Here is a 26,525-nt window from a genome sequence, read left to right as displayed (position 1 = left end):
GCTTTTTCTTCGTTTCCGACAGGCCTTTCAACTTTTTCACCCTGGTATGTCTCGATTATTTTATTCCTGGAAAATGTGACGCGGCCTTCCGGCATAGCAATGGTAGCCAGTTCTCCTTGAGTGAAGCTCGAGTTAGGCGAGGTTTGATTAAAATGGCACGGTTCTTTAAAGTCGCTTAGCTGTTTCGGCGTCAGGTTAAAACGCAGCCGTGTCTTCCACTCATTATTTTGCTCCATCTGTTGCAAGTCGTAACTGTCCGGTTCGCCGGGAATGATTCGATAAGTGCCGCTAACATCACGGTGTATTTCCCCAGTCAAGGGCAGCGGCATGCGGGCGGAATCGCCGAAACCAACATCGATAAAATAAGGCTGCTCAAGTTCTACAATCAGCGCTGCATGACTGCCTTCCATCGTCCATGATCCGTCCGCGTTTTTCACCGTCGCCGAAATGAGCCGAGTCGTATATCCAAGACGATCTAAGAGCCAGTGAAAGAGACCATTTAATTCATAGCAAAATCCACCGCGCTCATGTTCGACTATTTTTCGGTAATAGGTTTGCACGTCTAAAGGAATCTCCACTTTGCGCATGACATCGAAGTTTTCAAATGGAACGTGGAGTAGATGATTCATTTGTAGTTGTGATAACGTGGCAAAATCTTTCTGCTTCACCTCTTCGTGCTTGATTCGTTTTAAATATGAATGGATATTCATCATCTTCCTCTCCTTTTCTGATAACAGTGTCATTCCGGTTCAAGTTTCGTTCCAATCCTGCCGGGCAGAAAAAAGCCACAAGCATCGGATGGATGCTGCGTGGCTTTCAATATGGCGCCCGCCGTTACTTTTCCTTAATGAGCGTTTTCCAAATCTCCGGATTTTCATGGCCCAACCGCCATGCGGCAATGCCGGCCAAGTCGTATTGATCGGCCAGCTTGATGCGCTTGACAAGCGTTTGCTCATCTTCCAGCCAAAAAACGTAACGATAACCGTCCTGCGAAAATTCGATGCGGTATTGCCCGAATTGTTCATCCCACGTTATTTTATGCGCCGTGTTGGCCAATAAATCGGGGATATCTTTCTGCGTAAGCGTGCGGTTGCCCACCAGGTTGCCATTTTTATTGAGTTTCCACAGCCGCGAATAAAACGGCATGCCCAATATCAGTTTGTCGCGGGGGATGCCATATGATAAAAATTCCCGAATGCCGCCGTCCGTCCAGGGAATGCCGGATACCGAGCCGGGCTCATCGCTGCCGGAATAATACTGGTCATAGGCCATGATGATAATGTAGTCGACGATTTCCGCCAGCTTCGCATGGTCAAAAGCGGTCAGCTCGTTCCAGCTCAAGCTTCCGCGCGGCAGATCGACGGAAATTTTCAAGCCTTTTTGTTTCGCGTAGTCGGCAAACTTTTGCATAAACGCGGTAAACTCGTCCCGGACGCTGCCAGGCATGCTTTCAAAATCGACATTGATGCCGTCCGCGCCAATCGCTTGGATCCGATCCACAACCGTATGGATAAATTTGACTTGCGCCTGTTTGTTGTTCAGGAATCGGGAAGTCATTTTCGAATCAAACGAATTGCTGACCAGAGGATACACCTTGATCCCAAGATTGTGCAGCGATGATACCACGGACGGATTGGAAGTATCGGTGACGGCGCCGTTTTCGTTATCCAACTCAAACCATGTCGGCGAATCGACATCGAGCCCCATCGCATTTGCCGCTTCCGTCAGGATCGTGCTCGGCGAGGCGCTGCCGTTCCATGCCCAGTACAACAATTCGCGCAAGTTGTCCCAGATCGTCTCGCCTTCTGCCGTCCGGATGGAAGCGTTGCTGTACCATTGGGCATACTTCAGCGCCTCTTTTAACGTATTGAACCGTTTAAGCGGTTTGTCGTTTTGCAGCACCTGATAATACGGCACATTGGTCCAAATGGCGCGATTGTCAGTTTTGATCGTTGCGTTGGCCCATTTTTTCGCATAGGCGATCGCGTCATCGATTTGATGAAATTGTTTCAGATAATGGTCATTTTGATAGACTTGATATGTCAGCTTGTTGGCGTATACGATCTCATTCGTCGCAATTTTTGCAACAACCGCTTCATCCTGCCCGGAAGCGAAGGCGACGGCGTCATATAAGGAAGCAAATTTCCAGCCGTCCAGCGAGAAGCCGTCGATGGAAACCGCATATTGCGGTTCGCCGTTTGCTGCCGCTTGCTTTTCCGCATCGGTCAAGTTGTCCCAAACCCATTTGTTCGTGCGCAGATCGATTATATGGGAATGCGCCCACTTTTTCGCTTCCTTCAGCGCGGCTTCGTAAGTCGGAAACTCCCATTTCGGCAACGTTTTGTCGCCTTGATAGACGCGAAAATTCATTGCCTTCGGGTAATTGTTCCACACCCAGCCCGCCGCCTGCAAATCCCGGACGCTCGCATGCGCCCATTTGCGCGCTTCCTTGATCGCCTCATCCAAATCGGTAAATTGCCAGGATGCGAGCGTATTGTCATATTGATAGACGCGGTAGCGAGGATAGTTGTCCCACAGCCACTTATGCGTTTTGATATCTTCAACGCGGCTTGTCGCCAACGTTTTGGCCAGCGCGATCGCTTTGTTCAAGTCCGCAAATTCGGAAATGATATGATTCTTTTGATAGACCCGGTATTTGGTCGTCAAATCGCTGTGCGCCGTTTTTGCCAATGCCTGTAGGGCGGAAAGCGGGAGCATAAACGACATTCCGATACAGATCGTTACTATGTATTTGGTCAAACGCTTCATGATTTCCCTTCCTTCTCTCCTTTTTCTCAGATTCTATTTCTATTAGACGGAAAAATGGCGGATATGTTTCGCGAAAATTTTTGCGAAAAAGGCTATGATATAATAACGGCAACATATGGCGAAGGAGTGGTTGCGGTGACGGAGCCGCATGCGGAACATACGGTCCGGTATCCCGAAGCGTATTTGGAATATCTTGTGTTGTACCATGCGGATCGGGATTATTTTAATTGCCATGAAGTGCTGGAGGAGTTTTGGCAGGCGAACAAAACCGGCGACCTGGCCGCGGCCTGGCTCGGATTGATACAAATCGCGGTGGCGCAATATCATGAGCGGCGGGGCAATTGCGCGGGGGCGCTGAAGATGCTGGCGAGCGCAATCCGCAACTTGCGCGCGGAAGACGTGGAGCGTCTCGGGATCAATCGCTCGCTGCTATCCGAACTGGCGCACAGACACGCCGCGGTGGCGGCAAAGTTGGCGGCGTCCGGGCCAAGCCCCGCTGAAGCAAACGAGTTTCGCGATCTTGATCTGCCTTTGCAAGATACGGAATTGCTGCGTTTATGCCGGGAAAAATGCCGGCTCGCGGGAAAAGCGTGGCTTTCGCCCAGCGATATGGCAAATCGGGACATCGTGGATAAGCATGTGCGCCGCGACCGTACCGAAGTGGTGGCCGAGCGGGCGGCCGAATTGGCCAAGCGGCGGGCGTTGCGGGGAAAACCCGCGCCATAAGCGCGTCCGATTCGCGTTTCGCTGCTGTTTGCCGCCGGGCGCCAGACTTCTTACCCTTGTAAAATGCGGTCGGTCCGCTTATCGATGATCGACAGCGTCGGATGGTAGATTTGCTGATTGCTTTTCAGAATATAGCAGCGGTTTTTCTCACTGTAATCCAGTTGCAAATCGTCCTCAAAAAAAATTTCCTGCTCATGTTCGTGCATGATGGGAATTTCCCCGTCTTGCACGATGTCATCGGCTCCCGGCTCCGCAACCAGCCATAACTGGGCGATGCCGTTTACCGCGCAGCAGTTGTCCGTATCATAAACCAGCTTCAGGTATCCCGTTTTATCCGCAAGCTGTTCCCGCAGGCGGCTTAATGCTGAACTGCTCATTTCGATATGCATCGTTAACTCCTCCCGATAATTGCTAATTTTATTTTACTACGGACGGTCAACCCCAACCCGTCCTTGCCGTCCGTCATTTGCCCACTGGGACTTTTTGCCGTATCATCTTTGGTGAGCGATTTCAAGCATGAAAGGAGCAGTAAAATGGTCGACCAAACGCTAAAAAATGTGCTTGCCGGATTTCATGATTTGCAGGCAAAAATAAAAAGTTACGAAGAAGCCATTGCGTTGATGGAATGGGATTTGCGCACCGGTGCGCCGAAAAAAGGAGTGGAAGGGCGGTCGGAAGTAATCGGGCAGCTATCCGCGGAAATGTTCCGCTTAACCGTATCTGGCGAAATGGGCGGATATCTTGACAGGTTGGCGGAGCCGGAAACGAACGCCGGCCTTACGGAAATAGACCGCCGCGCCGTCGCGGAACTGAAGCGGGAATACAGCTACAACAAAAAAATTCCGCCGGAGAAATACCAGGCGTACGTCGTTTTAAAAGCGCAAGCGGAATCGGTGTGGGAAGACGCCAAGCGCAACTCCGATTTTGCCGCTTTCAAGCCTTATCTGGAAAAAATCGTGGCCATGAAGCAGGAGTTTGTGGAGTTGTGGGGTTATGAGGGAAACAAATATAATACGCTTTTGGACATGTACGAACCCGGAATGACGGTTGCGGAACTGGATCGCGTGTTTCAAACCGTCCGGGAAAAAACCGTGCCGCTCGTTTCCGCCATAAAAGACGCCAGGGACAAACCGGATACGGCTTTTTTGCGTAAACCTTACGACAAAGCGAAACAGCGGGAATTCTGTTTGTTTATCATGAAGCAGATGGGCTTTGATTTTACGGCAGGCAGATTGGACGAAAGCGTGCATCCGTTTGCGACTGGTCTGAACCCCGGAGATGTGCGGATTACGACCCATTTTAAACCGCAGGATATAACGTTTGCGCTGTTCGGCACCATTCATGAAACCGGCCACGCCTTGTACGAGCAAAATATTTCCCCGAACCTGCGCGGCACGGTGCTTTCCGCCGGCGCCTCAATGGGCATTCACGAATCGCAATCCCGCTTCTGGGAAAATATGATCGGGGCCAGCCTCCCGTTTTGGCGGCGGTACTTCGGCGATTTGCAAAAGCTGTTTCCGGAGCAGTTGTCCGGGGTCAGCGTGGAACAGTTTTACCGCGCGGTGAACGCGGCAACGCCGTCTTTGATTCGCATCGAAGCCGATGAATTGACATACAATCTGCATATTATGGTGCGTTATGAGTTGGAAAAAGCGCTCATAAACGGGGAACTGCAAGTCGCCGATCTGCCTGCGGCATGGAACGCCAAATATACGGAATATTTGGGCGTTACGCCCCAAAATGACGCGGAAGGGGTGCTGCAGGACGTGCACTGGTCCGGCGGCGATTTCGGCTATTTTCCGTCCTATGCGCTCGGCAACATGTACGCCGCGCAAATCATGCACACGTTGCGAAAAGCGATTCCGGACCTTGATACGCTTGTGGAACAAGGGAATCTCATGCCGATCAAAGAGTGGCTGACACTGCACATTTACCAATACGGCAAGTTGCAAAAACCGGCGGAAATTATCCGGAACGTAACCGGCGAAGGGCTTGATGCGCGTTATTTGACGGATTACCTGGAGCGGAAGTTCAAGCATATTTACCGTTTGTAAAAGCCATAATAAAAACGCTGCATGAATTGGAAAAATGTATGGAATCAAGCTGTCTGGGCGGTGTGGTATGGACACGGAAATTCAGCGGAACGTCGCTTCCCGGCGCGTAGCCGAAGCGATTCTGGAACAGCTTGATATATGCGGCGTCAGGCGCGTTTACGGTGTGGTCGGAGACGCCATTTTCGGCTTGATGGATGCGATCTCCAGGCAAAGCGCGATTCGGTTTGTCGCGGTAAAACATGAATCGGTTGCCGCGTTAATGGCTTCCGCCGAAGCAAAATGCACCGGCAATATGGGAGTTTGCGCCGCGCAAGCGGGCCCGGGCCTGGCAAACTTGTTGAACGGATTGGGCGCCGCCTTTCTGGACGGAGTTCCGGTATTGGCCATCACCGGGCAAGTCCCGGGCGACAAAATCGGCACCCGCTACAAGCAGTATATCCATCAACAGGAACTGGTACGGGCGGTGACGGGATTTTCCGAGCTCGCCGTCCATCCCGATGCCGTGATGCGCTCCCTTACCGCCGCGGTTCGCACCGCCAAAACGCTGGAGACGGCGGCCCATTTGGCGATACCGGCTGATGTTTGGAACTTGCCCACAGTCGTTCCGCCTGGCAAACCGGCTTCGGCGATTGCAGGCGCGCCGGATACGGCGCAGCTTGAGCAAATACTTGAAGTAATGCGTCAGGCGAAACGCCCGATGATCATGGTCGGACCCAAGGCGCGTCCCGCAGCGGAGGCCATCGGGCAATTGGCGGAAGCCTGGGGCAGCGGCATCGCGTTAGGCTACGGAGCGACCGGGGTTATGCCCGATAGTGCGCCGTTGGCGCTGGGCGGATTGGGGGAAGGGGGAAATCCGTATCTTACCGGCCGGTTTAAGCAAGCGGACGCGGTCTTGCTGATTGAAACCGATTGGTGGCCGGATGGCCAAACTCCAACCGAAGCCATTATGATCCGGATCGTTGGCAGCCAGGCAAAGCTGGCAACCGAACTGCCGGTTGCTTTCAGCATCGTCGGGGATCCCGCGCTGATTGCGGCATATCTCGCCAAGGAACTTGCTTTAAAAAGCGGCAACGCCGGGTGGGTACGGCAGCTCAAGCAATGCAAACAGACGTGGGCGGAAATGAATGAGCGGGAAGGCTTGACTGCCGTTTTTCCGTTTCATCCTTCGCGAATCATCCGCGCGATTGAGCGGAGCGTGGCGCCGGATGCCGTCATTGCTGTGGATGAAGGCGACTCGACTTTGTGGTTTTTGCGAAACTTCCGCGCGCGGCGGCAACGTATATTGTTGTCCGAAAACTGGCGAACGATGGGCTATGGGCTTCCCGCGGCATTGGCCGCGAAGTGCTGCCTGCCGCAGCGGCAAGTCGTTTGCATAACCGGGGACGGCGGATTGGCGATGGTATTGGCCGATCTTCTGACCGCCGTGCGTTACCGTTTGAATATCGTTGTGATTGTCCTGAATAACGGCTCGCTGCAAATGGAGCGCAACAAAATGACGGCAAGGGGGCTTAACCCGGAAGGGACGCAAGTCATTAATCCGGATTTCGTCAAGCTTGCCGAAAGCTGCGGATGGTCCGCTTGCCGCGTGGAGGAGGCGGAAGACCTGGAGCGATTGTTGCGCGCTTCGCTTGCTTCATCCAAGCCGGTTTTGCTTGATGTTCCCACGGCCCAGGCGCCTTATCCCGACTATCCGCTATCGTGAAAAGGAGATGACCCGTTTATGCCTGTTTTAACCAAACTCTCGCAACAAACGCCGTTTCCGCCGCAGCACCAAAATAGGCAGCCTGGCATCGAGTCGGTGATGGAGCCGCGGCCCGTTTACGATCGTCCGAATTACCGCGGCAGCGGAAAATTGCAAGACAAAGTGGCGATCATCACCGGCGGCGACAGCGGGCAAGGCCGGGCGGTGGCGGTGGCTTTTGCCAAGGAAGGCGCGGATGTTGCCATCGTCTATTTAAACGAGCATAGCGATGCGGAGGAAACGAAGCGCGCGGTTGCCCAGTCGGGGCGCCGCTGCCTTGCCCTTGCCGGCGACATCGGCCATGAATCGTTTTGCCGGCATGTGGTGGAGCAAACCGTGGAACATTTTGGCAAGCTGGACATTCTGGTCAACAACGCGGCGGAACAATACGTGCAAAACAGCCTGGAGGACATAACCACGGAACAGCTGGAAAAAACGTTCCGCACCAACTTCTACTCCGTTTTTTTCCTCACCAAAGCGGCGCTGCCGCATATGAAACCGGGCAGCGCCATTATTAACGCCGCGTCGCTTACCGCATATGAAGGAAATGAGCAACTAATCGACTACTCCGCAACCAAGGGAGCGATCGTTGCTTTCACCCGTTCATTGTCCAAATCTTTGCACAGTCGCGGAATTCGCGTGAATGGGGTATGTCCGGGCAATATTTGGACGCCGTTAATCCCCGCGTCTTTTCCGGCTGAACAAGTGGCCAATTGGGGCGCCAAAACGCCGATGAAGCGGGCCGGGCAGCCTTGCGAAGTCGCGCCGGCTTACGTTTTTCTCGCTTCCGAAGACGCGTCTTATATGTCCGGTCAATTTTTGCATATCAATGGCGGAGTCGTGATAAACGGCTAACATTGGCTATTCGCAAACCTTCTCCTTGCGGTTCGGCAAAAATGTATGCGTTTACTTTCCGATGTCAGGCGCAGTTCGCGCCGGTTGGCTGACAAACCGGAAGTTGCCCAAAGTTTTTGTCACCCTAGACGAATGCCCTGCATACAATTTAAAAGAATACTACGAGCGATCGTACGGAGGAGGTTGCAAAATGTCAATTGCCGATAAAGAAACGGAATGCAGAGAGATCATAACAAAAGCGGTTTGCGGCAAAGGGCGTCGTTTTTCCCAAGTCACCCACACGATAACGCCGCCGAACAAACCGTCCAGCATTCTCGGCGCATGGATCATCAATCACCAGTATGAAGCGGCAAAGTCCGGCGACGGTATTGAGGTAAGCGGCACTTATGATATTGACGTCTGGTATTCTTACGACAAAAATTCCAAGACCGACGTGGCCAAAGAAACGATTACGTATGTGGAACATGTCCCGCTCTCTTACCTTGACCCGAAATTCAGATCCAGTACGGAAGAAGTCAGCGCGGAAGCCGTACAAGAGCCTAACTGCGTCGAGGCCAGCATCTCCGCATCGGGCAACGGCGTCAACATTCGCGTCGAAAAGGAATTTCACGTGGAAATGATCGCCGAAACCAAAGTATGCGTGCTGGTATGCCCGGGCGGGTGCGATGATCTTGCCGATAAAGATTTCGATTTCCATGAATCGTCGGAAGACGGCGATTTTGAAGATTTGGATGGTGATTTGCTGGATATCGAAGAGGAGACTTGATACTTATTTGTATGATATGCCAGGGTACGGTAAGAAGAGAGGGCGGAAGCCCTCTTTGTTTTCAGCATTTTTACGTTTTTCGGAGGCGGGCGGATGGGCGTCTTTGTGTTGCACAATTTCGGCAAGCAGGCAATGCTGTTAACCGGCGAATTGCAGGTTCCGCACGGAACTGCGCTTTTTGCATCCGGAAAAAATGATGTCGTGATACCGTGGCATTGCGCAAGCCATATCCCGGAACGCGTTCGCACGCTGAATCATCCGCAGGCTGTCAAGCGATGCCGCGACAAACAGGCAATGCGAGATATGCTTGCCGCAAGCGGAATTGCCGTTGCCGCGGCAGGGCGAAGGGACGCCTGCCGGTTTTATCGCACCTATGTGGTGCCGGTTTTTTTCCCCGACGCGCTTGCTGTGCTTAAGGTGCCCAATACGCATGGCGCCGCCGTTTTGTTTGCGCCAGGCAAGCGTGTTTGGTTGCCGGAGGCATTGCGGGTAGCGGAGGATGGCGGGCGCGCGCCGGAAGCGAAAAAAGCGGCAAGGCAAGCGGTGCGGGCGGTGCGCGCGCTTGATCTGGATTTCGCCAATGTCGTGGTGCTGGCCAACGGTTCACGCCCGCCCGAAGTGCTGGATGTGGAGCCGAATCCGGTTGTCGACCGCAAATTGGCGTCGTTGTACGCGCAGGCGATTCACCGCTTTGCCGGGCAATCGCGGCCGTCCGCATGCGGCGAGAGCCAAGTTGTGCTCGGCGCGGACCCGGAATTCGCGCTTATCTCCCGCACCGGCGAACTGGTGGCGGCTTCCCGTTTTTTGCCGCTAACCGGACGGATCGGCTGCGATGCGGCCGCCCGTTCCGACGGAACGATCCATTATCCGCTCGCGGAACTTCGCCCGCGGCCCGCGGCGGATCCGGACCGATTGGTCGCGGAGATTCGCAAGCTGCTCCAGTTGGCGCAAGAACGCATTTCCGCCGCGCATGTGCGCTGGCTGGCCGGAGGCATGCCGGTTGAATATGTCCGCTTGGGCGGGCATATTCATTTTGGCGGGATCTGGCCGAATCCTTTTTTGATCCGGGCATTGGACAATTATCTTGCGCTTTCGTTGGCGGCGATTGAAGATGAGCGTACGGCGAGGCGCCGTCCCCGCTACGGCGGTCTCGGCGATGTCAGAAGGCAATTTCACGGCGGGTTTGAATACCGCACGCTGCCCAGTTGGCTTATATCTCCCCAAATCGCTGCCGCCGTGCTGCATTTGGCACAGATCATCGCCGGAAATTTCGGGCAGCTTACGCAATCGCCGTTATCCGATCCGCGGACGCGGCATGCGTATTATCGCGGGGATGCCAAAATCATCGGAAACATCGCCCGAAAACTTTGGCGGGAATTGTCCGGATTGCCCGCGTATCAGGAAAAACGGGAGCGGCTCGAACCGCTTGGGCAAATGATTTTGGCCGGGGAAAAATGGGATGAGCAAACGGATATCCGCAAAGCGTGGGGAATTGCGCGTTAACGGAGGCAAATTGGGCACACGGAGTCGTTTCATGTTATAATGTTTCTATTATTGCAACAATTGATAGTTTGCTATGAAATGTGCAAGTCGGAGGATGCCATGGCTCATAATGCTCCCGCAACGCTTGACCATCATTTGGCGGAAGCGCAATATACGCCGATGATGCAGCAATATTTGGCAATCAAAAAAGAAGTGCCCGACGCTTTTCTGTTTTTCCGGCTGGGCGATTTTTACGAACTGTTTTTTGAGGATGCGATTTTGGCTTCGCGCGAACTGGAGATCACGCTGACTGGCAGAGACGCCGGTGTTGAAGAGCGTGTCCCGATGTGCGGAGTGCCTTATCATTCCGTCGATAATTACATAGCAAAATTGATCGAAAAAGGTTATAAAGTGGCGATTTGCGAACAGGTGGAAGACCCGAAATCGGCCAAAGGGGTCGTCCGCCGCGAGATCATTCGAATCGTCACGCCGGGAACAGTCATGGAAAGCAACTCGTTGGCGGAATCCGCCAACAATTATATCGCCGCGCTCGCGGAAGAAGGCGAGCAATTCGGCATAGCGATTTGCGATCTGTCGACCGGCGAATTGCATGTTACGTCCGTCCCCGCTACGGCCGAAAATTTGGCTGACGAGCTGAACGCCTTCATGCCGTCCGAACTGTTGGGCGACGCCAGGCTTTTGAACCGGGCGGAGGCTGTCCTGAGCGCCTTTAGCAGACGCGCGGTGGCCACGGAGTGGACGGCCGAGCGGGCGGAATTGTTGCAGGCGCACTTTGCCGCGCCGCAGCTTGCGCCGCTCAATGAAGCTAAACGGCGCGCCGTCTGTTTGCTGATTTCGTATCTGCACGAAACGCAAAAGCGCTCCCTCGACCATATCCGGCATATCCGCGTTTACGAACCGCAGCACTATATGGTGCTGGACCCGTTCACCAGGCGCAATCTGGAGTTGACGGAAACAATCCGCGACCGCGCCAAAACAGGCTCGCTGTTATGGCTTTTGGACCGCACCGTCACATCGATGGGCGGGCGGCTGCTCAAACGGTGGGTTGACAAACCGCTGCTTAGCGCGGAGCGGATTACCAAGAGGCTTAACGCGGTCGATTATTTGTTCCATAATTTGATTGCCCGCGAAGAGCTGCGCCAAGCGCTGAAAGAAGTTTACGACCTGGAGCGGTTGGCGGGGCGCGTCGCGTTCGGCACGGCGAATGCGCGCGATTTGCTGGCGCTCAAGCTCTCCTTGCGGCAAATCCCCGGGATCATGCGGCTGTGCCGCGAATCTGGCTGCCAGACGCTAATTGCGCTTGTTGCCGACCTTGATGATTGCGCGGATATCGCGGACTGGATCGAAGCGGCGATCGTGGACGATCCGCCGGTATCCGTAAGGGATGGCGGAATGATCAAGCCCGGATACAACGCGTATTTGGACAAGCTTAAGGAAGCGAGCGCCGGCGGCAAACAGTGGATCGCGCAATTGGAAAAACAAGAGCGTGAACTGACCGGCATCAAGTCGCTTAAACTTGGATTCAACAAAGTGTTCGGCTATTATATCGAGGTGACGAAAGCCAATTTGGCGCAGTTGCCGGAAGGGCGTTACGAGCGCAAACAAACATTGGCGAATGCCGAACGCTTTGTGACGAAGGAACTGAAAGAAAAAGAGTCGTTAATTCTCGAAGCGGAAGAAAAAATGGTCGATCTCGAATACGAATTGTTTGTCGAGCTTAGGCAGCAAATCGCCGGGCAAATCGCCCGCTTGCAGCGTTTGGGCGCCGCTGTGGCGGAAGTGGACGCCTATCAATCGCTGGCGGAAGCGAGCGTTGCGGGAAGATTTGTCCGTCCCGAGATTGCCGCGGACGATGCACTCATGATCGTGGAAGGGCGCCATCCCGTCGTCGAAGCGGTTTTGACAAACGGCAAATTCGTCGGCAACGATACGCGGCTGAACCATGAGGACGGCAGCATCATGCTGATCACGGGGCCGAACATGGCCGGGAAAAGCACCTATATGCGGCAGGTTGCCCTGATCGTCATCATGGCGCAAATCGGCTGTTTCGTGCCCGCGCAAAAAGCAACAGTGCCGCTAATCGATCGAATCTTCACGCGGATTGGCGCGGCCGATGATCTGGTCGGCGGCCAAAGCACGTTCATGGTGGAGATGAAAGATATTCAGACCATGACCGAAAAAGCGACGGGCAAAAGCCTCGTCATTATCGATGAACTCGGACGCGGCACGTCTACGGGCGAAGGCATGGCGATCGCCCAGGCGGTGATTGAATATCTGCATGACCATATCGGCTGCAAAACATTGGTGTCGACGCATTTTCACGAACTCGCCCATCTGGAACAAAGTTTGCCGCAATTGCGCAACTACCGGATGGCGGTGCGGGAAGATGACGGCAATGTAACTTTTTTGCGCAAGCTGGTCAAAGGCGCGGCCGACACCAGCTACGGCATCTATTGCGCCCGTATCGCCGGGCTGCCGGAATCGCTTATCGAGCGGGCCTATCAAATCCTGCAGCAGTATGCCGGGGCGAAATCCGCCGCATCGCGCGAAACTTTCGCCAAGGCGCCGGAAAACGCGGCGGAAGAAGTCGTGCAGATGAGTTGGTTCGTCGGGCAGGAAGACGCACAAGCGCCGCACAAGGGTAAACCCAAAAAGGGCAAGGAGGCGAACATCGACTCACACGCGCTAAAGACGCTCGAGAAGCTGAAAGCGCTCGATTTGATGAATATGACTCCGCTGCAAGCAATGAATGTGCTTTATGAACTCAAGCAGCAAATTTGCCTGAAAATCTGACGAGTAGGTGAGTAAAGATGTTAACCCGTATCAAAAAAGCTTGTGCCGTTGCCATTTTGGCCGTATTGCTGCAGCTTTCGCTTATGCCGCTAAACGTTTTCGGCGAACAAACAGAACAAGCGGTAAATGATCAGGTGTATGAACTGTTGACTCAGTACCATGTGAGCGGCGTAACGGAAAGCAATTTTCCCGAATCCGATGTTAATACGATGCTGGAAAAGCTGAACGACCCGTACACGCAATATTTTTCGCCGGATGAATGGCAGTCGTTTGCGAACGGACTGGAAAATCAGTATGTCGGCATCGGCGTTCGTTTGGGAGAGGACAATAAAGGCTTTTATGTCATCGAAGTGTTTCCCGGTTCGCCTGCCGTTTCCGCCGGCATCCAAAAAGGCGATTATATCGCGGCGGTGGAAGGCAAAAAAACCGCCGGCCAAAAACTGGACGATCTGGTGGCCGCGATTACCGGACCGGAAGGCACAACCGTACATATTACGATCGAGCGTTCCGGAAAATTGGCCGATTACGCGATTACCCGCAAACAGATTACAGTGCCCGTGTTGGATGCGATGCTGTTTCCCGGGGGTATCGGATATATCGCCGTGACCGATTTTTCCAGCGACGCGGACGAGAAATTTGCCGCCGTTCTTGCGAATTGGCGGGAAAAAGGCATGAAATCGCTCGTGATTGATCTTCGCTACAATCCAGGCGGGCTGTTGGACACCGCCGCCAACATGTTCAAGTCGTTTGTGCCGGTCGGTACGCTCATCCAGACCAAAGGCCGCGACGGGATCAGCAGCAAATTGACGGTTTCGGGAGGCCAAAGAATCGGCGTACCCGTCTATATACTGGTGAACGAATACAGCGCCAGCGCTTCGGAAATATTGACCGGAGCGCTGCAGGACTATAAATTGGCGCAGGTCATCGGCGTCCAAACATTTGGCAAAGGCAGCGTGCAATCGATTTTTCCGCTTGCGGACGGCGGCGTGCTGAAAATAACCGTGGAAGAGTATTTGACGCCACACGGCCGCAAAGTAAACGGAATCGGCTTAAAGCCGGATATCACCGTATACAGCGACACGGCGCAAACAATCACCGCGTTGCGGCTTGCCGGTTTGCGGGATATTAATCTGAAACTGACCGACCACGAAACGGAAATTAACGGCAAAGCGTTTCTCGAAAGATTTCCCACCATTGAGGCGAACCATTCGGAATATGTGCCATCGCGGATTTTGGCCGCGCTTGTCGGCGCCGACGTTGCCTGGGACGGAAAGACGAAAGCGGTCACGCTTGCGGAAAACGGCACCGTTCGGCAGTTTAAACTGTCCGACGCTTCACTGAAATTGCAGGACGGCGTGAGCTTCATTGATGCGCAGGCGTTTGCCGCGGCATATCCCGAGTTTGCCTGGTCCAAACAGCAAAATATTTTGCAGCTTAGCGCTCGCGAAGGGAAATAAGCGTAATGGGCAAAATACGTGTCCTAGATGAACATATTGCCAACCAGATTGCCGCCGGCGAAGTCGTCGAGCGGCCGGCGTCGGTCGTCAAAGAATTGGTGGAGAACGCCATCGACGCCGAAAGCACGACGATTGACGTTGCCGTGGAAGAAGGCGGCATTCAACTCATCCGGGTAACGGATAACGGAACGGGCATCGCCGCCGATGACTGCGAGACGGCATTTTTGCGCCACGCCACGAGCAAAATTGCTTCCGGCGCCGATTTGTTCCGCATCAAAAGCCTCGGATTTCGCGGCGAAGCGTTGCCCAGCATCGCCGCCGTCGCCAAAGTGGAATGCACTTCTTCCGCCCGGACGGACGGGCTGGGAAAAAAGATTGTCATCGACGGCGGCGTGGTAAAAATGTGTGCGGATGCGGCGCACCCGCGCGGCACGGATATCAAGGTGAGCGATTTGTTTTTTAATACGCCGGCGCGGTTGAAGTATTTGCACACCGTGCAGACCGAACTTTCGCACATTTCCGATTTTTTGTACCGGATCGCGCTTGCGCACCCCGAAATCGCGTTTTCTTTCACCCACAACGGCAACAAGTTGCTCGCTACAAACGGCAACGGCGATTTGCTGCAAGTGATTGCCGCGATCTACGGAACGGATACGGCGAGAAAAATGATTCGCGTGGAAGCGGAAACCGCCGATTTTTCGCTTGCGGGATTTGTCGCCAAACCGGAAGCGAGCCGCGCCAACCGCAACGGAATGACCATTGCCGTAAACGGGCGGACGGTTCGCCATTATTTATTGACGCAGGCTATCATGGACTCATACCATACGCTCTTGCCGTTGCATCGGTTTCCGATCGCCGTGCTGCATGTGCGGATGGAACCGTCGTTGCTCGATGTGAATGTGCATCCGAACAAGCTGGAAGTTCGCTTCAGCAAAGAGCAGGAATTATTGGGCGCAATCAGGCAAGCGACCGCGGCTGCGCTAAAGCGTACGACGCTCATTCCGAGCGCGGTTCAGAACGGGCCGCTAAAAACGTACATGCAGGAACAACTGGTGATCGAATCCGCGCCGCGGCAAGCAGGTTCGGGCCGGCCGCAGCAGGCGACGGCCTCCGGCCGCACCGTACAAGAAGTTCAGCCGGAACTTGCGCCGCAGCAAGCAAAGCGGCCTACAAACAACCGCTATGCCTATCCTTCGGAGGCGGCATCGGCCGCCAAACCGCCGCAGGATCGGACCGCGCCGACGGTGCAAGAAACGGCGGCTTTTCTGCAAGCGGCAGCTCCAACGCAAACTTCCGGCGGCATGCCGGCAATCCCGCATTTGCATGTCATCGGGCAAATGCGCGGCACATACATATTGGCGCAAAACGAAGACGGTCTTTATTTAATCGATCAGCATGCCGCGCACGAGCGAATCAACTATGAGCGGTTTTACGAATTGTTTGCCAATCCGCAAGAAGCCAGCCAGACGCTGGCGCTTCCGCTAACGCTGGAATTTTCCCCAACGGAAATGAACGTATTGTTGGCGAAGCTTGCGGTATTTGCACAGGCGGGCGTATTTCTGGAGCATTTCGGCGGCAATACGCTCCTGGTGCGGGCGCTGCCGCACTGGATTCCCGCCGGCCGGGAGAAAGAAATCGTCGAAGAGATGGCGGAATGGGTGCTTGCGGAAAAACAGGAAATCGATATCGGCAAGTTGCGGGAAAAATCGGCGATTTTGTGCGCCTGCAAAGCTTCGATCAAAGCGAACGACGCCCTGACTGTTCCCGAGATCGAAGCGCTGATCGACCGCCTGCGCGCCTGCCGCAATCCGTATACGTGCCCGCACGGCCGGCCTGTCGTCGTCAGCATATCAAACTACGAATTGGAAAAAATGTTTAAAAGGGTTATGTAATAGCTTCTTTGGATTTTCGCATGCAGGTGATCGCATGATTATTACAACCTCGCGCGGTTTTTCGCCCGAACTGGAAGAAGAAGCTGTCCGGATGGCGGACAAGCTGGGCGCCGTTTGGGTGCCGCGGCAAAACGTTTCACTGCACGAACTGTTGGCGAAAGCGGATGACCATATGGTGCTGCTCCTTGCTCGCGGACAATGGAAATTGTATCGGGACGGCGCGGCGCCGCTTTTTTTCCATCCGAGCAGCGCCATGCTCAGGATTAAACGGTTGTTGCAAGGCGGCGCCGATCCGCTGCTGACGGCTTGCGCGATTGCTGCCGGCGATTCGGTGCTGGACTGCACGGCCGGCCTTTGCTCCGACGCCATCGTCTTCGCTTACGCTGTCGGCGCGCAAGGTACGGTGGAAGCCCTGGAAAGCGAGCCGGTGTTGGCGGAACTGCTTGCGCACGGCGTGCGCCGCTATGTTTCCGGGCAAGCGGCTGTCGATCAGGCCATGCGCAGAGTGCGCGTCACATGCGCCGATCATTGCGAAGTGCTGGCCTCGTTGCCGGACAACAGCCGCGATATCGTCTATTTCGATCCGATGTTCCGCACACCGATCGCCCATTCGCAAGCGATCAGTCCGCTGCGCGGCATCGCCAATGACCGTCCGCTTTCGCGGGAAGCCGTTTGCCAGGCGGTGCGCGTGGCGAAACGACGCGTTGTGTTGAAAGAGCAAATGGACAGCGGCGAATTTGCCCGTTTGGGATTTTCGGAAATCATTCATACTTCGTCCAAAATTGCCTATGGAGTGATGAAGCCGTGAACGGAAGCCCGCCCGCCAAACAAAAGCTGCTCGTTCTCGTCGGGCCAACGGCCGTCGGAAAAACAAAATACAGTTTGGAAATCGCCCGCAGATTCGACTGCGAGATTATTTCCGGCGACTCGATGCAGGTGTACCGCGGGATGGACATCGGCACGGCAAAGTTGTTGCCGCATGAACGTGAAGGCATTCCCCATCATCTAATCGATATTTTGCCGCCGGACGAGCCTTTTTCCGTATCCGATTTCAAGCGCCTCGCCAAACAGGCGATCAGCGATATCACAGGCCGCGGCAAACTGCCGTTTATTGTCGGCGGAACCGGATTGTACATTGAATCGGTTTTGTTTGAATATAACTTTAGTAAGGCGGGCAGCGATGAAGCGTTTCGCCGCGAACAGCGGCGTTTTGCCGAGGAATACGGAGCGGAAGCGCTGCATGCCAAACTGCGGGCAATCGACGCGGAAACGGCAAATCGGCTCCACCCCAACGATTTGCGCCGCATCATCAGGGCGCTGGAAATTTTCCATCTGACCGGTGTAACCGTCTCCCGGCAGCTTGCGGAACAAACGCGAACATCTCCTTATCAGGCGTGTTTGCTTGGGCTCACAATGGATCGCGCAAAACTTTACGAGCGGATCGAAGCGCGGGTCGATGCGATGGTCAAGGCCGGATTAATTGCGGAGGTGGAAGGGCTGCTCAAGCAAGGTTACGACAGCGGGCTTGTTTCGATGCAAGCGTTGGGGTATAAGGAAATCATTGCCGGATTGCGCGGCGAAATCCCGATGGATGAAGCGATTGCGCTGATCAAGCGGGATTCGAAGCGGTTCGCCAAGCGCCAGTTGTCGTGGTTTCGGCATATGGACGGCATCGAATGGGTGGATGTCGGGGAACCGGCAAAATTTAATGCCCATTTGCAAGAAATAAGTGATATAATATCAGCAAAGTGCTCATTTAGCTGAAATCAGTATGCCAAAATCGTGAAAATCATGCAGGGGGTACCGAAATTATGAATAAACCGATCAACATTCAGGACACATTTTTGAACCAATTGCGGAAGGAAAACATTCCAGTAACAGTTTATCTCACGAACGGGTTCCAAATTCGCGGCTTCATTCGCGCTTTTGACAACTTCACGATCGTCATTGACAGCGACGGTAAACAACAAATGGTGTATAAACACGCCATTTCCACTTTCACCCCGCAGCGCAACGTTTCGTTGGTCCAGGAAAGCGAGTAAAAGGTAATTGTTTTTGCGGCAGCCGCGTAGGAGGGAAACTTTTTACGCGGTTGTTGCGTTTATAGAGAGAAAAACCGCGAGCAACCGAATAACAGGTTGTTCTTTTCATTTCGGATGGAGTGTGACCACACATGAATGGCAAAAGGCGTGCGACAAGGACAAAGGCTGCAAAGAAGAAGAGAAGTGTCGGCAGATGGCTGTTTCGCGCATTTGTCGCAATCGCGGCGCTTTTGTTCTGTTCGATGGCCGGCTATTTGTTTTTCATTTTAAACGGTGAACGATTGCTGAAAACGAATCTGGACAAAATCGATATGGCCGAAGCAACGATCGTATATGACGCCAATGGCCGCGAAGCCATGCGCATTTCGCGCGAAAATCGCGAGCTTATACCACTTGAGAAAATGCCGAAGCTGCTTCAGGAAGCATTTATTGCCACCGAGGATAAGCGTTTTTACGAGCATAAAGGCATCGACTACTTGTCCATCGCCCGCGCGCTTGTAACGGACATCGTGCACGGCAGCATGGTTGAAGGCGGCAGCACGATTACGCAGCAGTTGGCGAAAAACTTGTTTTTGTCCAATGAAAAAACGTTGTTTCGCAAAGCGACGGAAGCTTCCATCGCGCTGGCGTTGGAAAATAATTACACAAAAGACGAAATTCTTGAAATGTATTTGAACCGGATTTATTTCGGCAATGGGGCATACGGCGTAAAAGCGGCGGCGAAAACCTACTTTGGCGTAACCGATTTGACCGATCCGCAAAACGGGCTGAAATTATGGCAGATCGCCACGTTGGCCGGCATTCCGAAAGCGCCGTCCTATTACAATCCGATCGATGACCCCGAGCGCTCGCAGGAGCGCCGGAAAGTCGTGTTGAAACTGATGTATGAGCAGGGGTTGATTTCCCGGGAGGAAGAGGAGCAAGCGGCAGCGGTTGTTTACAAGCCGCAAAAAACGAACAATCAGACTTACCCCAGCTACGCGAACTATATTATCCACGAGGCGGAAGCGGTGGCTCATATCAGTGAAGCGGAGCTGAGGCAGGGCGGCTATAAAATTTATACAACCTTGAATATAAAGGCGCAGCAAGCGGCGGAGGCGGCATTTGCCGACAGTTCCCTGTTTCCGGAAGGGACGAAAAATGAGCAAGTGCAAGGCGCCATGGTGATCATCAACAACAACGACGGCGGCATTGCCGCGCTTGTCGGCGGCCGAAATTACCAATTCGGCGACTATAACCGGGCTTTGGCAAAACGGCAGCCGGGCTCTTCCTTTAAACCGATTATTGTCTACGGGCCGGCGTTGGAGACCGGCGACTGGACCGCGTCGTCGATTTTGCCGGACCAAAAAATGTCGTTCGACGGCTATACGCCAAGCAATTATGACGGCAAGTTTCGCGGGCAGGTGACGATGCGGGAAGCAGTGCGCGACTCCATCAATGTGCCCGCGGTTTGGTTGCTAAAGCAAATCGGGATCGCAACCGGAATGAAATTTGCCGCGCAACTCGGGATTCCGTTAGGCCCGGAAGACCGCAATCTGGCAATTGCGCTTGGCGGGTTGACGAACGGCGTGTCGCCGCTGCAAATGGCGCATGCTTACTCCGCGTTTGCCGATCAGGGGGAACTGCATAAAGCGCATGCCATTGTAAAAATTACCGACATGCGCGGCAAGGAAGAGCGTACGATCTATCAGTTCAAGCCGGAAACGAAACGGGTCATGAGCAAAAAAACCGCCTTGGCCATGACCCAAATGCTGCAGGACGTCGTGCAAAACGGAACCGGAAAAAATGCCCGGATGAAGCGCCCTGTGGCCGGAAAAACCGGGACGACGCAGACGGCGGTCAAAGGCGCTTTGGGCAACCGCGACGTTTGGTTTGTCGGCTATACGCCGGAAATGACGGCGGCCGTATGGATGGGGTATGACCATACGGATAAAGAAACGTATTTGAAAGGCGGAAGCGGCAATCCGGCGCGCATGTTTTCATATGTATTGGCAAAAGCGCTGGCGGGCGTAAAAGTCAAACCGTTTCCGCATCTAGCGAGCGACGCTCCGGAAGCGACGCCGCCTGCAGGCAAAGTTGCGAATATTGCGGCGCAATATTTGCCTCAGGATCGGCAAATCGCCGTTACCTGGACCGCACTGCCGGGCGGCTGGGAATATCGCCTTTATCGCAAAGGCGCGGAAGAGTCCGGTTTTTCATTGTTGCTGCCGACGAAAGACACGACTGTTCACGATTTGACGATTCAACCGGGCGAATCGTACCAATATTATGTTGTCGCCGTTCCTCCCGGAAAGGACGCGGAAGGGCCGAAATCGGACATCGTCGAGGTTGCCGTTCCGCCCGAGGCAACATATTCGCCGGAGCCGACTTTATCGCCGGAGCCAACGTTATCGCCGGAACCGACCTTGTCGCCGGAACCGACGGGGGCGGACGGCGAGCAAGCGCCTTCGCCGTCGCTTGCGCCGAGCGCCACGCCTCCTTTAAAGGGGCCGCGGCCGCCTGCGCACCCGTCTGTCCCGCCCCGCGTGCCGCCTGCTCCTTCGCCGGAGGAGAGCCCGCATGAATAACCGTCCTGGCGAAAACAAAAAAGTTTGCCTGCTTTTGCATGGCTATACCGGCGGTCCCTACGAGCTTGAGCCGTTGGCGGAGGCGCTCAGGCGGCGCGGATACGAGACGGTCATGCCCACGCTGCCGGGGCATGATCAGGAATTGCGCGGCCTGAAAACGACAAAATGGTACGATTGGCTGCGTGCGGCGGAGCGGGAAGCGGCGACGCTCACTGAAGCTGCCGGCCGGTTTGATCTGGTGGGCTTTTCGATGGGGGGCGTGCTTGCCGCTTATTTGTCCACGCGTTATCCCGTGCGCAAATTGGTGCTGTTAAATGCCGCGGCGATCTATTTTAGCCCCGTGCGCTTTGTCCGGCATTTGACCGCCGCCATCCGAAACGGGCAGGTGTCCCAACTGTTGCGCGGAAAAAAAATTCCGCTTGGCGCAAACTGGCAGTTTGTCAATTTGGTCGAACGTTTGCGTCCATCCTTCGGTCATGTTGCCGTGCCAACGTTTATTGCCCAATCGGGTCGCGACCAGGTTGTGCATCCGTTAAGCGCGCGGTATTTGCAGCGAAGAATTAAAGGGCCGGTCACGGTTTGCTTCTATCCCGAATCCCGCCATTTAATCTGTCTGGACGCGGAGGCGGACCGGTTGTTTGCGCAGGTAGCGGCATTTTTACTGGGAAATGGAGAGGATTAAGAGCGGACGGGAGTCGAAGTAACCTTCTTCTGGGCGTTTGCGTATACTTTACAATCGGCACATACACCCAATTCAAGAGGTGATGTTCATGGCAGGAAGCGTTCTGGCCGGCACCCCATACACGAGGCCGGTTTCCCGACAAATTCAGGTGGTCTTGCGCGAACCGGAACATGCGGCGGAAAGCGGCGACAATGCGTCTTGCGACAACGCTTTTGGCGCGGAATCGGGTTTCGCTGAATTGGTCAAGGAACTGAACCGGATGGTCGGCCTTGAGCATGTGAAGCGTCTCGTCTATGAAATTTACGCGTTGTTAAAGGTGGATGAATACCGCAAACGGGCAGGGCTTTTATCCGGCCAGCAAGTATACCATATGGTGTTCAAAGGCAATCCCGGCACCGGCAAGACGACGGTAGCGCGCATTTTTGCCAGGATGTTCAAGGAAATGGGCGTGCTCAAGAAAGGCCATCTGATCGAAGTGGAACGCGCCGATCTGGTCGGCGAATACATCGGACACACCGCCATCAAAACGCGAGAAATGGTCAAAAAAGCGTTGGGCGGCGTGCTGTTCATTGACGAGGCGTACAGTTTGGCGCGAGGCGGCGAAAAAGATTTCGGCAAAGAGTCGATCGATTGTCTGGTCAAGGCAATGGAGGACCACAAAGACGAATTTGTGCTGATTTTGGCCGGATACACGGATGAAATGGAGCATTTTTTAAGCACGAACCCCGGTTTGCCGTCGCGTTTTCCGATTCAGGTGGAGTTTCACGATTATACCGTTGAGCAATTGCTGCAAATTGTGGAATTGATGGCGCAAGAGCGGGAATATACGCTGCTGCCGCATACCTTGATCAAACTGAAACGGCATTTAACCGAAGAAAAAGCCGCCATGTGGAAAACGTTCAGCAACGCGCGGTATGTGCGCAACGTGTTGGAAAAAGCGATTCGCCATCAGGCGGTCCGTTTGTTGAACCAATACCCGACTGCCCCGTCCCGACAAGAATTGATGTCCATTAGGCCGGAAGATTTGAAATTCGACCGCTAGGCAATGATTTGCTATACTGGGATGCGGGACATCGCAACGTTTGCATAAAAAGAGGTGGCGCATGCGGCCGGCAGGTTATAACGTCGCGCCAGATCGCGAAAGATGCGTTTTGGTCGGATTATGTACGGATTCGGACCGGTTGACGGAACAAGAAATGGAATACTCGCTCGCCGAATTGGCGCAGCTTGCCGATACCGCCGGGGTGGAAGTCGCCGGAACAATGCGGCAGAAGAAACAGGCTTTGGACCCGCGCTTTCTGATCGGCAAGGGCAAAGTGGCGGAGTTGCGGGATCTTATCGTTCGCTCCGGGGCTAACGTTGTTATTTTTGACCGCGAACTGTCGGGAGCGCAAGTGCGCAATCTGGAACATGAATTGGACGCCAAAATCATCGACCGGACACAACTCATACTCGATATTTTTGCGCAGCGGGCGAGAACGCGCGAAGGGATTATCCAGGTTGAGCTGGCGCAGCTGAACTATTTGCTGCCCAGATTGTCCGGACACGGCAAAAATTTATCCCGTCTTGGCGGCGGCATCGGCACGCGCGGTCCCGGCGAAACGAAGCTGGAAACAGATAGACGCCACATCCGCAGCCGGATTGTGGAATTGGGCAAACAGTTGGAGGATGTGGCGAGGCACCGCAGACTTTTGCGGGAACAGCGAAAAAGAAGCGGCGTGACGCAAGTGGCGTTGGTCGGCTACACAAATGCCGGCAAGTCCACGCTTTTAAACCGTCTGACCGAAGCGCATGCTTTTGCCGAAAACCGCCTGTTTGCCACGCTTGATCCGCTTACGCGAACCATGAAGCTGCCGAGCGGCAACCAAACGGTGTTGACGGATACGGTCGGATTTATCCAAAACTTGCCGCATGCGCTGATTGCCGCTTTTCGCGCGACATTGGAAGAAGTTTGCGAAGCGGATTTGCTTTTGCATGTCGTGGATGCTTCGGCACAAAATGTCGCGCGGCAAATCGCCACGGTTGAAGAGGTGCTTGCCGAGATTGGGGCGGCAGGCAAGGAACGTTTGCTCATTTTCAACAAGGCGGATCTGGGCGGCCCCGCAGGATTGGCCGCCCCGCAGGATACGAGCGGTCACATCCGGATCTCCGCTTTTTCGGATGACGACATTGCGCGGTTGAAAACGCTGCTCGATCAGAAATTGGCGGGGGCGGCGCACGCATTCGCCATTCCGGCCGAACGGGGCGATCTCATTGCGCTGTTGCACCGGATGGGGAACGTGCTTACGCAAACCGTCGACGGCGAACAAATGATCATCAAAGCGCATATCCCTGCGCACGAATTCGCGAGAAACGGGTATTTGTTGGCTCCGTATCGCGTTGCGGAACCGAAAACATGGGAGGAATAACGATGCCGTTTTCACCAGAGCTCATGAAACTCGCGGAAGATGCCGAGCAGCTTGCGGCGGACAAATTCCGGGAAATCGACCGATTGATTGACAAGAACCAGTGGAAAGTGATCCGTGCTTTCCAGCGTCATCGCGTAAGCGATTTTCACTTGCAAACCTCGACTGGTTACGGCTATAACGATAAAGGCAGAGAGACGTTGGATCTGGTATTTGCCGATGTGTTCGGAGCGGAGGCGGCTATTGTCAGGCCGCATTTGATTTCAGGGACGCATACGATAGCCGCGGCGCTGTTCGGCGTGCTGCGCCCGGGCGACGAGCTTTTGTACATCACCGGCAAACCGTACGATACGCTGCATAAAGTAATCGGGCAGCCAAACGACGGCACGGGGTCGCTTGCCGATTGGGGAGTGACTTTTCGGGAGGTGGAATTGCGGGAAGACGGCACGGTGGATTGGCTGCGCGTGAAACAGGCGTTAACGCCCCGCACGAAGTTGATCGGCATTCAGCGTTCCCGCGGCTACTCATGGCGGCGGTCTTTTTCGGTTGCGGAGATCGGCGAGATGGTCGAGCGGGTGAAAACGTGGCGGCCGGATGTGCTCGTGTTTGTCGACAACTGCTACGGAGAATTTACCGAGGAACTGGAGCCGCCGCAAGTCGGCGCGGATATCATCGCCGGTTCGTTAATCAAAAACCCGGGAGGCGGAATCGCCCGGACCGGAGGCTACATTGCCGGAACAAAAAATGCAGTGAAACTTTCGTCATATCGTCTAACCGTGCCGGGAATCGGCGGCGAGGCAGGGGCGATGCTGGGAACGACGCGCGACATGTTTTTGGGCCTGTTTCTTTCGCCGCACACGGTTGGACAAGCTTTGAAAGGCGCTGTTTTTGCGGCCGCGATGTTCGAGCAATGCGGGTTTGCGACGAACCCGAAGTGGAATGAAGCCAGATCCGATATTATTCAAGCGGTAAAATGGCGCAATGAGGAACAATTGCTGACCTTTGTCCGTTCCATTCAACAGGCGGCGGCGGTGGATTCCCATGTCACGCCGGAACCTTGGGAGATGCCCGGATATGCTGACCCGGTCATTATGGCGGCAGGCACTTTTATCCAGGGAGGCAGTCTGGAGCTGTCGGCGGACGCGCCTGTTCGCGCGCCGTACATTGCTTATATGCAAGGCGGACTGACATACTCGCATGCCAAATATGGGGTGTTGACGGCGATCGCCAATATGTTCGGGAGTCAACAACTGTAAACCGATCTGACATTCATTGACAAAATAAAACCAGATCCATAAAATATTAACTGTCATTCAATCGGGAGGTATTGTCGTTATGGGTTATAGCAAAGAAGATATCAAGCGGATCGCCAAAGAACAAAATGTCCGCTTTATTCGTCTGCAATTCACCGATTTGCTCGGTGCGATCAAAAATGTTGAAATCCCCATAAGCCAGTTGGACAAGGCATTGGCGAATAAATTGATGTTTGACGGATCATCCATTGAAGGCTATGTGCGCATTGAGGAATCCGATATGTACTTATATCCCGATTTGGATACATGGCTCGTCTATCCGTGGGTTACCGAGGATCGCGTTGCCCGCTTGATTTGCGACGTCTATATGCCGGATGGAACGCCGTTTTCCGGTGATCCGCGCGCCATTTTGAAGCGGAATCTGGAATACATGCAAAAATTGGGCTTCTCCGTAATGAATGTCGGTCCGGAACCGGAATTTTTCCTGTTTAAAACGGACGAAAAAGGCAAACCGACCATGGAACTGAACGATCAGGGCGGTTATTTCGACTTGGCGCCAACCGATCTTGGCGAAAATTGCCGTCGCGATATCGTTTTGACGCTGGAAGAGATGGGCTTCGAGATGGAAGCTTCGCACCATGAAGTTGCGCCGGGACAGCACGAAATCGACTTCAAATATGCGGATGCCGTTAAAGCGGCCGACCAGATCCAGACGTTTAAACTTGTCGTGAAAACGATCGCGCGCAAGCACGGACTGCACGCCACGTTCATGCCAAAGCCGCTGTACGGCATGGCGGGTTCCGGCATGCATTGCCATATGTCGCTGTTTAAAGACGGCAAAAACGCATTTTACGATCCGGAGGATGCGCTTGGCTTAAGTCTGACGGCGCGGCAATTTATGGCCGGCATTTTATACCACGCCCGCAATTATACGGCCATTACCAACCCGACGGTGAATTCTTACAAACGTCTGGTTCCCGGTTATGAGGCGCCTTGCTATGTCGCCTGGTCGTCCAGCAA

General features: G+C 54.2%; 21 protein-coding genes. 18 read left to right on the top strand and 3 right to left on the bottom strand.

The genetic code is table 11. The features are described 5' to 3' along the window. Positions 1-713: arylamine N-acetyltransferase (locus VF260_04350; GenBank protein ID HEX7056413.1), on the bottom strand; the 713-nt coding region annotated here is incomplete at its 3' end. A 121-nt stretch (positions 714-834) separates the two neighbouring features. After that, positions 835-2,769 carry a glycosyl hydrolase family 18 protein gene (locus VF260_04345; protein ID HEX7056412.1) on the bottom strand — a complete coding sequence of 645 codons (1,935 nt, stop codon included), beginning with the start codon at positions 2,767-2,769 and terminating at the stop codon, positions 835-837. A gap of 135 nt (positions 2,770-2,904) precedes the next feature. On the opposite strand from VF260_04345, the gene VF260_04340 reads away from it, so the two are divergent. Further along, positions 2,905-3,495, top strand: a complete 591-nt coding sequence (locus VF260_04340) for a DUF309 domain-containing protein (GenBank protein ID HEX7056411.1) — start codon at positions 2,905-2,907, stop codon at positions 3,493-3,495. A gap of 50 nt (positions 3,496-3,545) precedes the next feature. On the opposite strand, the gene VF260_04335 is transcribed toward VF260_04340, so the two are convergent. Beyond that, positions 3,546-3,884, bottom strand: a complete 339-nt coding sequence (locus VF260_04335; GenBank protein ID HEX7056410.1) for an iron-sulfur cluster biosynthesis family protein — start codon at positions 3,882-3,884, stop codon at positions 3,546-3,548. 144 nt (positions 3,885-4,028) lie between these two features. Between VF260_04335 and VF260_04330 the strand changes: the two genes are divergently transcribed. The 17 genes from VF260_04330 to VF260_04250 all read left to right on the top strand — a co-directional run. Continuing rightward, complete coding sequence (locus VF260_04330) at positions 4,029-5,549, top strand: carboxypeptidase M32 (protein ID HEX7056409.1); 1,521 nt, start codon at positions 4,029-4,031, stop codon at positions 5,547-5,549. A 67-nt stretch (positions 5,550-5,616) separates the two neighbouring features. Continuing rightward, complete coding sequence (locus VF260_04325) at positions 5,617-7,251, top strand: thiamine pyrophosphate-binding protein (GenBank protein ID HEX7056408.1); 1,635 nt, start codon at positions 5,617-5,619, stop codon at positions 7,249-7,251. Positions 7,252-7,269: 18 nt separating this feature from the next. Then, positions 7,270-8,145, top strand: coding sequence for an SDR family oxidoreductase (locus VF260_04320; protein HEX7056407.1), 876 nt, complete (start codon positions 7,270-7,272; stop codon positions 8,143-8,145). A gap of 190 nt (positions 8,146-8,335) precedes the next feature. Then, complete coding sequence (locus VF260_04315; GenBank protein HEX7056406.1) at positions 8,336-8,911, top strand: outer spore coat protein CotE; 576 nt, start codon at positions 8,336-8,338, stop codon at positions 8,909-8,911. A gap of 93 nt (positions 8,912-9,004) precedes the next feature. Further along, positions 9,005-10,414 carry a hypothetical protein gene (locus tag VF260_04310; protein ID HEX7056405.1) on the top strand — a complete coding sequence of 470 codons (1,410 nt, stop codon included), beginning with the start codon at positions 9,005-9,007 and terminating at the stop codon, positions 10,412-10,414. 99 nt (positions 10,415-10,513) lie between these two features. After that, positions 10,514-13,207 carry a DNA mismatch repair protein MutS gene (gene mutS / locus VF260_04305; GenBank protein HEX7056404.1) on the top strand — a complete coding sequence of 898 codons (2,694 nt, stop codon included), beginning with the start codon at positions 10,514-10,516 and terminating at the stop codon, positions 13,205-13,207. 17 nt (positions 13,208-13,224) lie between these two features. Beyond that, positions 13,225-14,664: a S41 family peptidase gene (locus VF260_04300; protein ID HEX7056403.1), complete on the top strand. Its 1,440-nt coding sequence runs from the start codon at positions 13,225-13,227 to the stop codon at positions 14,662-14,664. 5 nt (positions 14,665-14,669) lie between these two features. Then, positions 14,670-16,556: a DNA mismatch repair endonuclease MutL gene (gene mutL / locus VF260_04295; GenBank protein ID HEX7056402.1), complete on the top strand. Its 1,887-nt coding sequence runs from the start codon at positions 14,670-14,672 to the stop codon at positions 16,554-16,556. Between the two features lie 34 nt (positions 16,557-16,590). Further along, positions 16,591-17,364: a class I SAM-dependent methyltransferase gene (locus VF260_04290; protein HEX7056401.1), complete on the top strand. Its 774-nt coding sequence runs from the start codon at positions 16,591-16,593 to the stop codon at positions 17,362-17,364. Further along, positions 17,361-18,320: a tRNA (adenosine(37)-N6)-dimethylallyltransferase MiaA gene (miaA, locus tag VF260_04285; GenBank protein HEX7056400.1), complete on the top strand. Its 960-nt coding sequence runs from the start codon at positions 17,361-17,363 to the stop codon at positions 18,318-18,320. The genes VF260_04290 and miaA overlap by 4 nt, the downstream gene beginning before the upstream one ends. A 47-nt stretch (positions 18,321-18,367) precedes the next feature. Further along, positions 18,368-18,598: an RNA chaperone Hfq gene (hfq, locus tag VF260_04280; GenBank protein HEX7056399.1), complete on the top strand. Its 231-nt coding sequence runs from the start codon at positions 18,368-18,370 to the stop codon at positions 18,596-18,598. A 131-nt stretch (positions 18,599-18,729) separates the two neighbouring features. Then, positions 18,730-21,165 (top strand): PBP1A family penicillin-binding protein, encoded by a 2,436-nt coding sequence (locus VF260_04275; protein ID HEX7056398.1) that lies wholly within the window; start codon positions 18,730-18,732, stop codon positions 21,163-21,165. After that, positions 21,158-21,847: an alpha/beta fold hydrolase gene (locus tag VF260_04270; protein ID HEX7056397.1), complete on the top strand. Its 690-nt coding sequence runs from the start codon at positions 21,158-21,160 to the stop codon at positions 21,845-21,847. Before VF260_04275 ends, VF260_04270 begins: the two co-directional genes overlap by 8 nt. Positions 21,848-21,935: 88 nt before the next feature. Further along, complete coding sequence (locus VF260_04265) at positions 21,936-22,889, top strand: AAA family ATPase (GenBank protein HEX7056396.1); 954 nt, start codon at positions 21,936-21,938, stop codon at positions 22,887-22,889. Positions 22,890-22,950: 61 nt separating this feature from the next. Next, on the top strand, positions 22,951-24,255 hold the full coding sequence (gene hflX / locus VF260_04260) for a GTPase HflX (protein HEX7056395.1): 1,305 nt from the start codon (positions 22,951-22,953) through the stop codon (positions 24,253-24,255). 2 nt (positions 24,256-24,257) lie between these two features. Further along, entirely contained in the window at positions 24,258-25,508 is a 1,251-nt protein-coding gene (locus VF260_04255) for a methionine gamma-lyase family protein (GenBank protein ID HEX7056394.1), read from the top strand. Positions 25,509-25,587: 79 nt separating this feature from the next. After that, on the top strand, positions 25,588-26,525 hold a 938-nt coding region (locus VF260_04250), incomplete at its 3' end, for a glutamine synthetase family protein (protein ID HEX7056393.1).

The organism is Bacilli bacterium, assembly GCA_036381315.1.
Taxonomy (GTDB): domain Bacteria; phylum Bacillota; class Bacilli; order Paenibacillales; family KCTC-25726; genus DASVDB01.
Note: the sequence above shows the minus strand (reverse complement) of the source record. Positions and strands in the feature narration are given on the sequence as shown.

Bases quoted from the DNA above. Each gene is read 5' to 3' on its own strand.
- VF260_04345 (HEX7056412.1), bottom strand. From the start codon at position 2,769: ATGAAGCGTTTGACCAAATACATAGTAACGATCTGTATCGGAATGTCG.
- VF260_04275 (HEX7056398.1), top strand. From the start codon at position 18,730: ATGAATGGCAAAAGGCGTGCGACAAGGACAAAGGCTGCAAAGAAGAAG.
- VF260_04330 (HEX7056409.1), top strand. From the start codon at position 4,029: ATGGTCGACCAAACGCTAAAAAATGTGCTTGCCGGATTTCATGATTTG.
- VF260_04310 (HEX7056405.1), top strand. From the start codon at position 9,005: ATGGGCGTCTTTGTGTTGCACAATTTCGGCAAGCAGGCAATGCTGTTA.
- VF260_04320 (HEX7056407.1), top strand. From the start codon at position 7,270: ATGCCTGTTTTAACCAAACTCTCGCAACAAACGCCGTTTCCGCCGCAG.
- VF260_04300 (HEX7056403.1), top strand. From the start codon at position 13,225: ATGTTAACCCGTATCAAAAAAGCTTGTGCCGTTGCCATTTTGGCCGTA.
- mutS (HEX7056404.1), top strand. From the start codon at position 10,514: ATGGCTCATAATGCTCCCGCAACGCTTGACCATCATTTGGCGGAAGCG.
- hfq (HEX7056399.1), top strand. From the start codon at position 18,368: ATGAATAAACCGATCAACATTCAGGACACATTTTTGAACCAATTGCGG.
- VF260_04335 (HEX7056410.1), bottom strand. From the start codon at position 3,884: ATGCATATCGAAATGAGCAGTTCAGCATTAAGCCGCCTGCGGGAACAG.
- VF260_04255 (HEX7056394.1), top strand. From the start codon at position 24,258: ATGCCGTTTTCACCAGAGCTCATGAAACTCGCGGAAGATGCCGAGCAG.
- VF260_04315 (HEX7056406.1), top strand. From the start codon at position 8,336: ATGTCAATTGCCGATAAAGAAACGGAATGCAGAGAGATCATAACAAAA.
- hflX (HEX7056395.1), top strand. From the start codon at position 22,951: ATGCGGCCGGCAGGTTATAACGTCGCGCCAGATCGCGAAAGATGCGTT.
- VF260_04325 (HEX7056408.1), top strand. From the start codon at position 5,617: ATGGACACGGAAATTCAGCGGAACGTCGCTTCCCGGCGCGTAGCCGAA.
- VF260_04270 (HEX7056397.1), top strand. From the start codon at position 21,158: ATGAATAACCGTCCTGGCGAAAACAAAAAAGTTTGCCTGCTTTTGCAT.
- VF260_04290 (HEX7056401.1), top strand. From the start codon at position 16,591: ATGATTATTACAACCTCGCGCGGTTTTTCGCCCGAACTGGAAGAAGAA.
- VF260_04265 (HEX7056396.1), top strand. From the start codon at position 21,936: ATGGCAGGAAGCGTTCTGGCCGGCACCCCATACACGAGGCCGGTTTCC.
- mutL (HEX7056402.1), top strand. From the start codon at position 14,670: ATGGGCAAAATACGTGTCCTAGATGAACATATTGCCAACCAGATTGCC.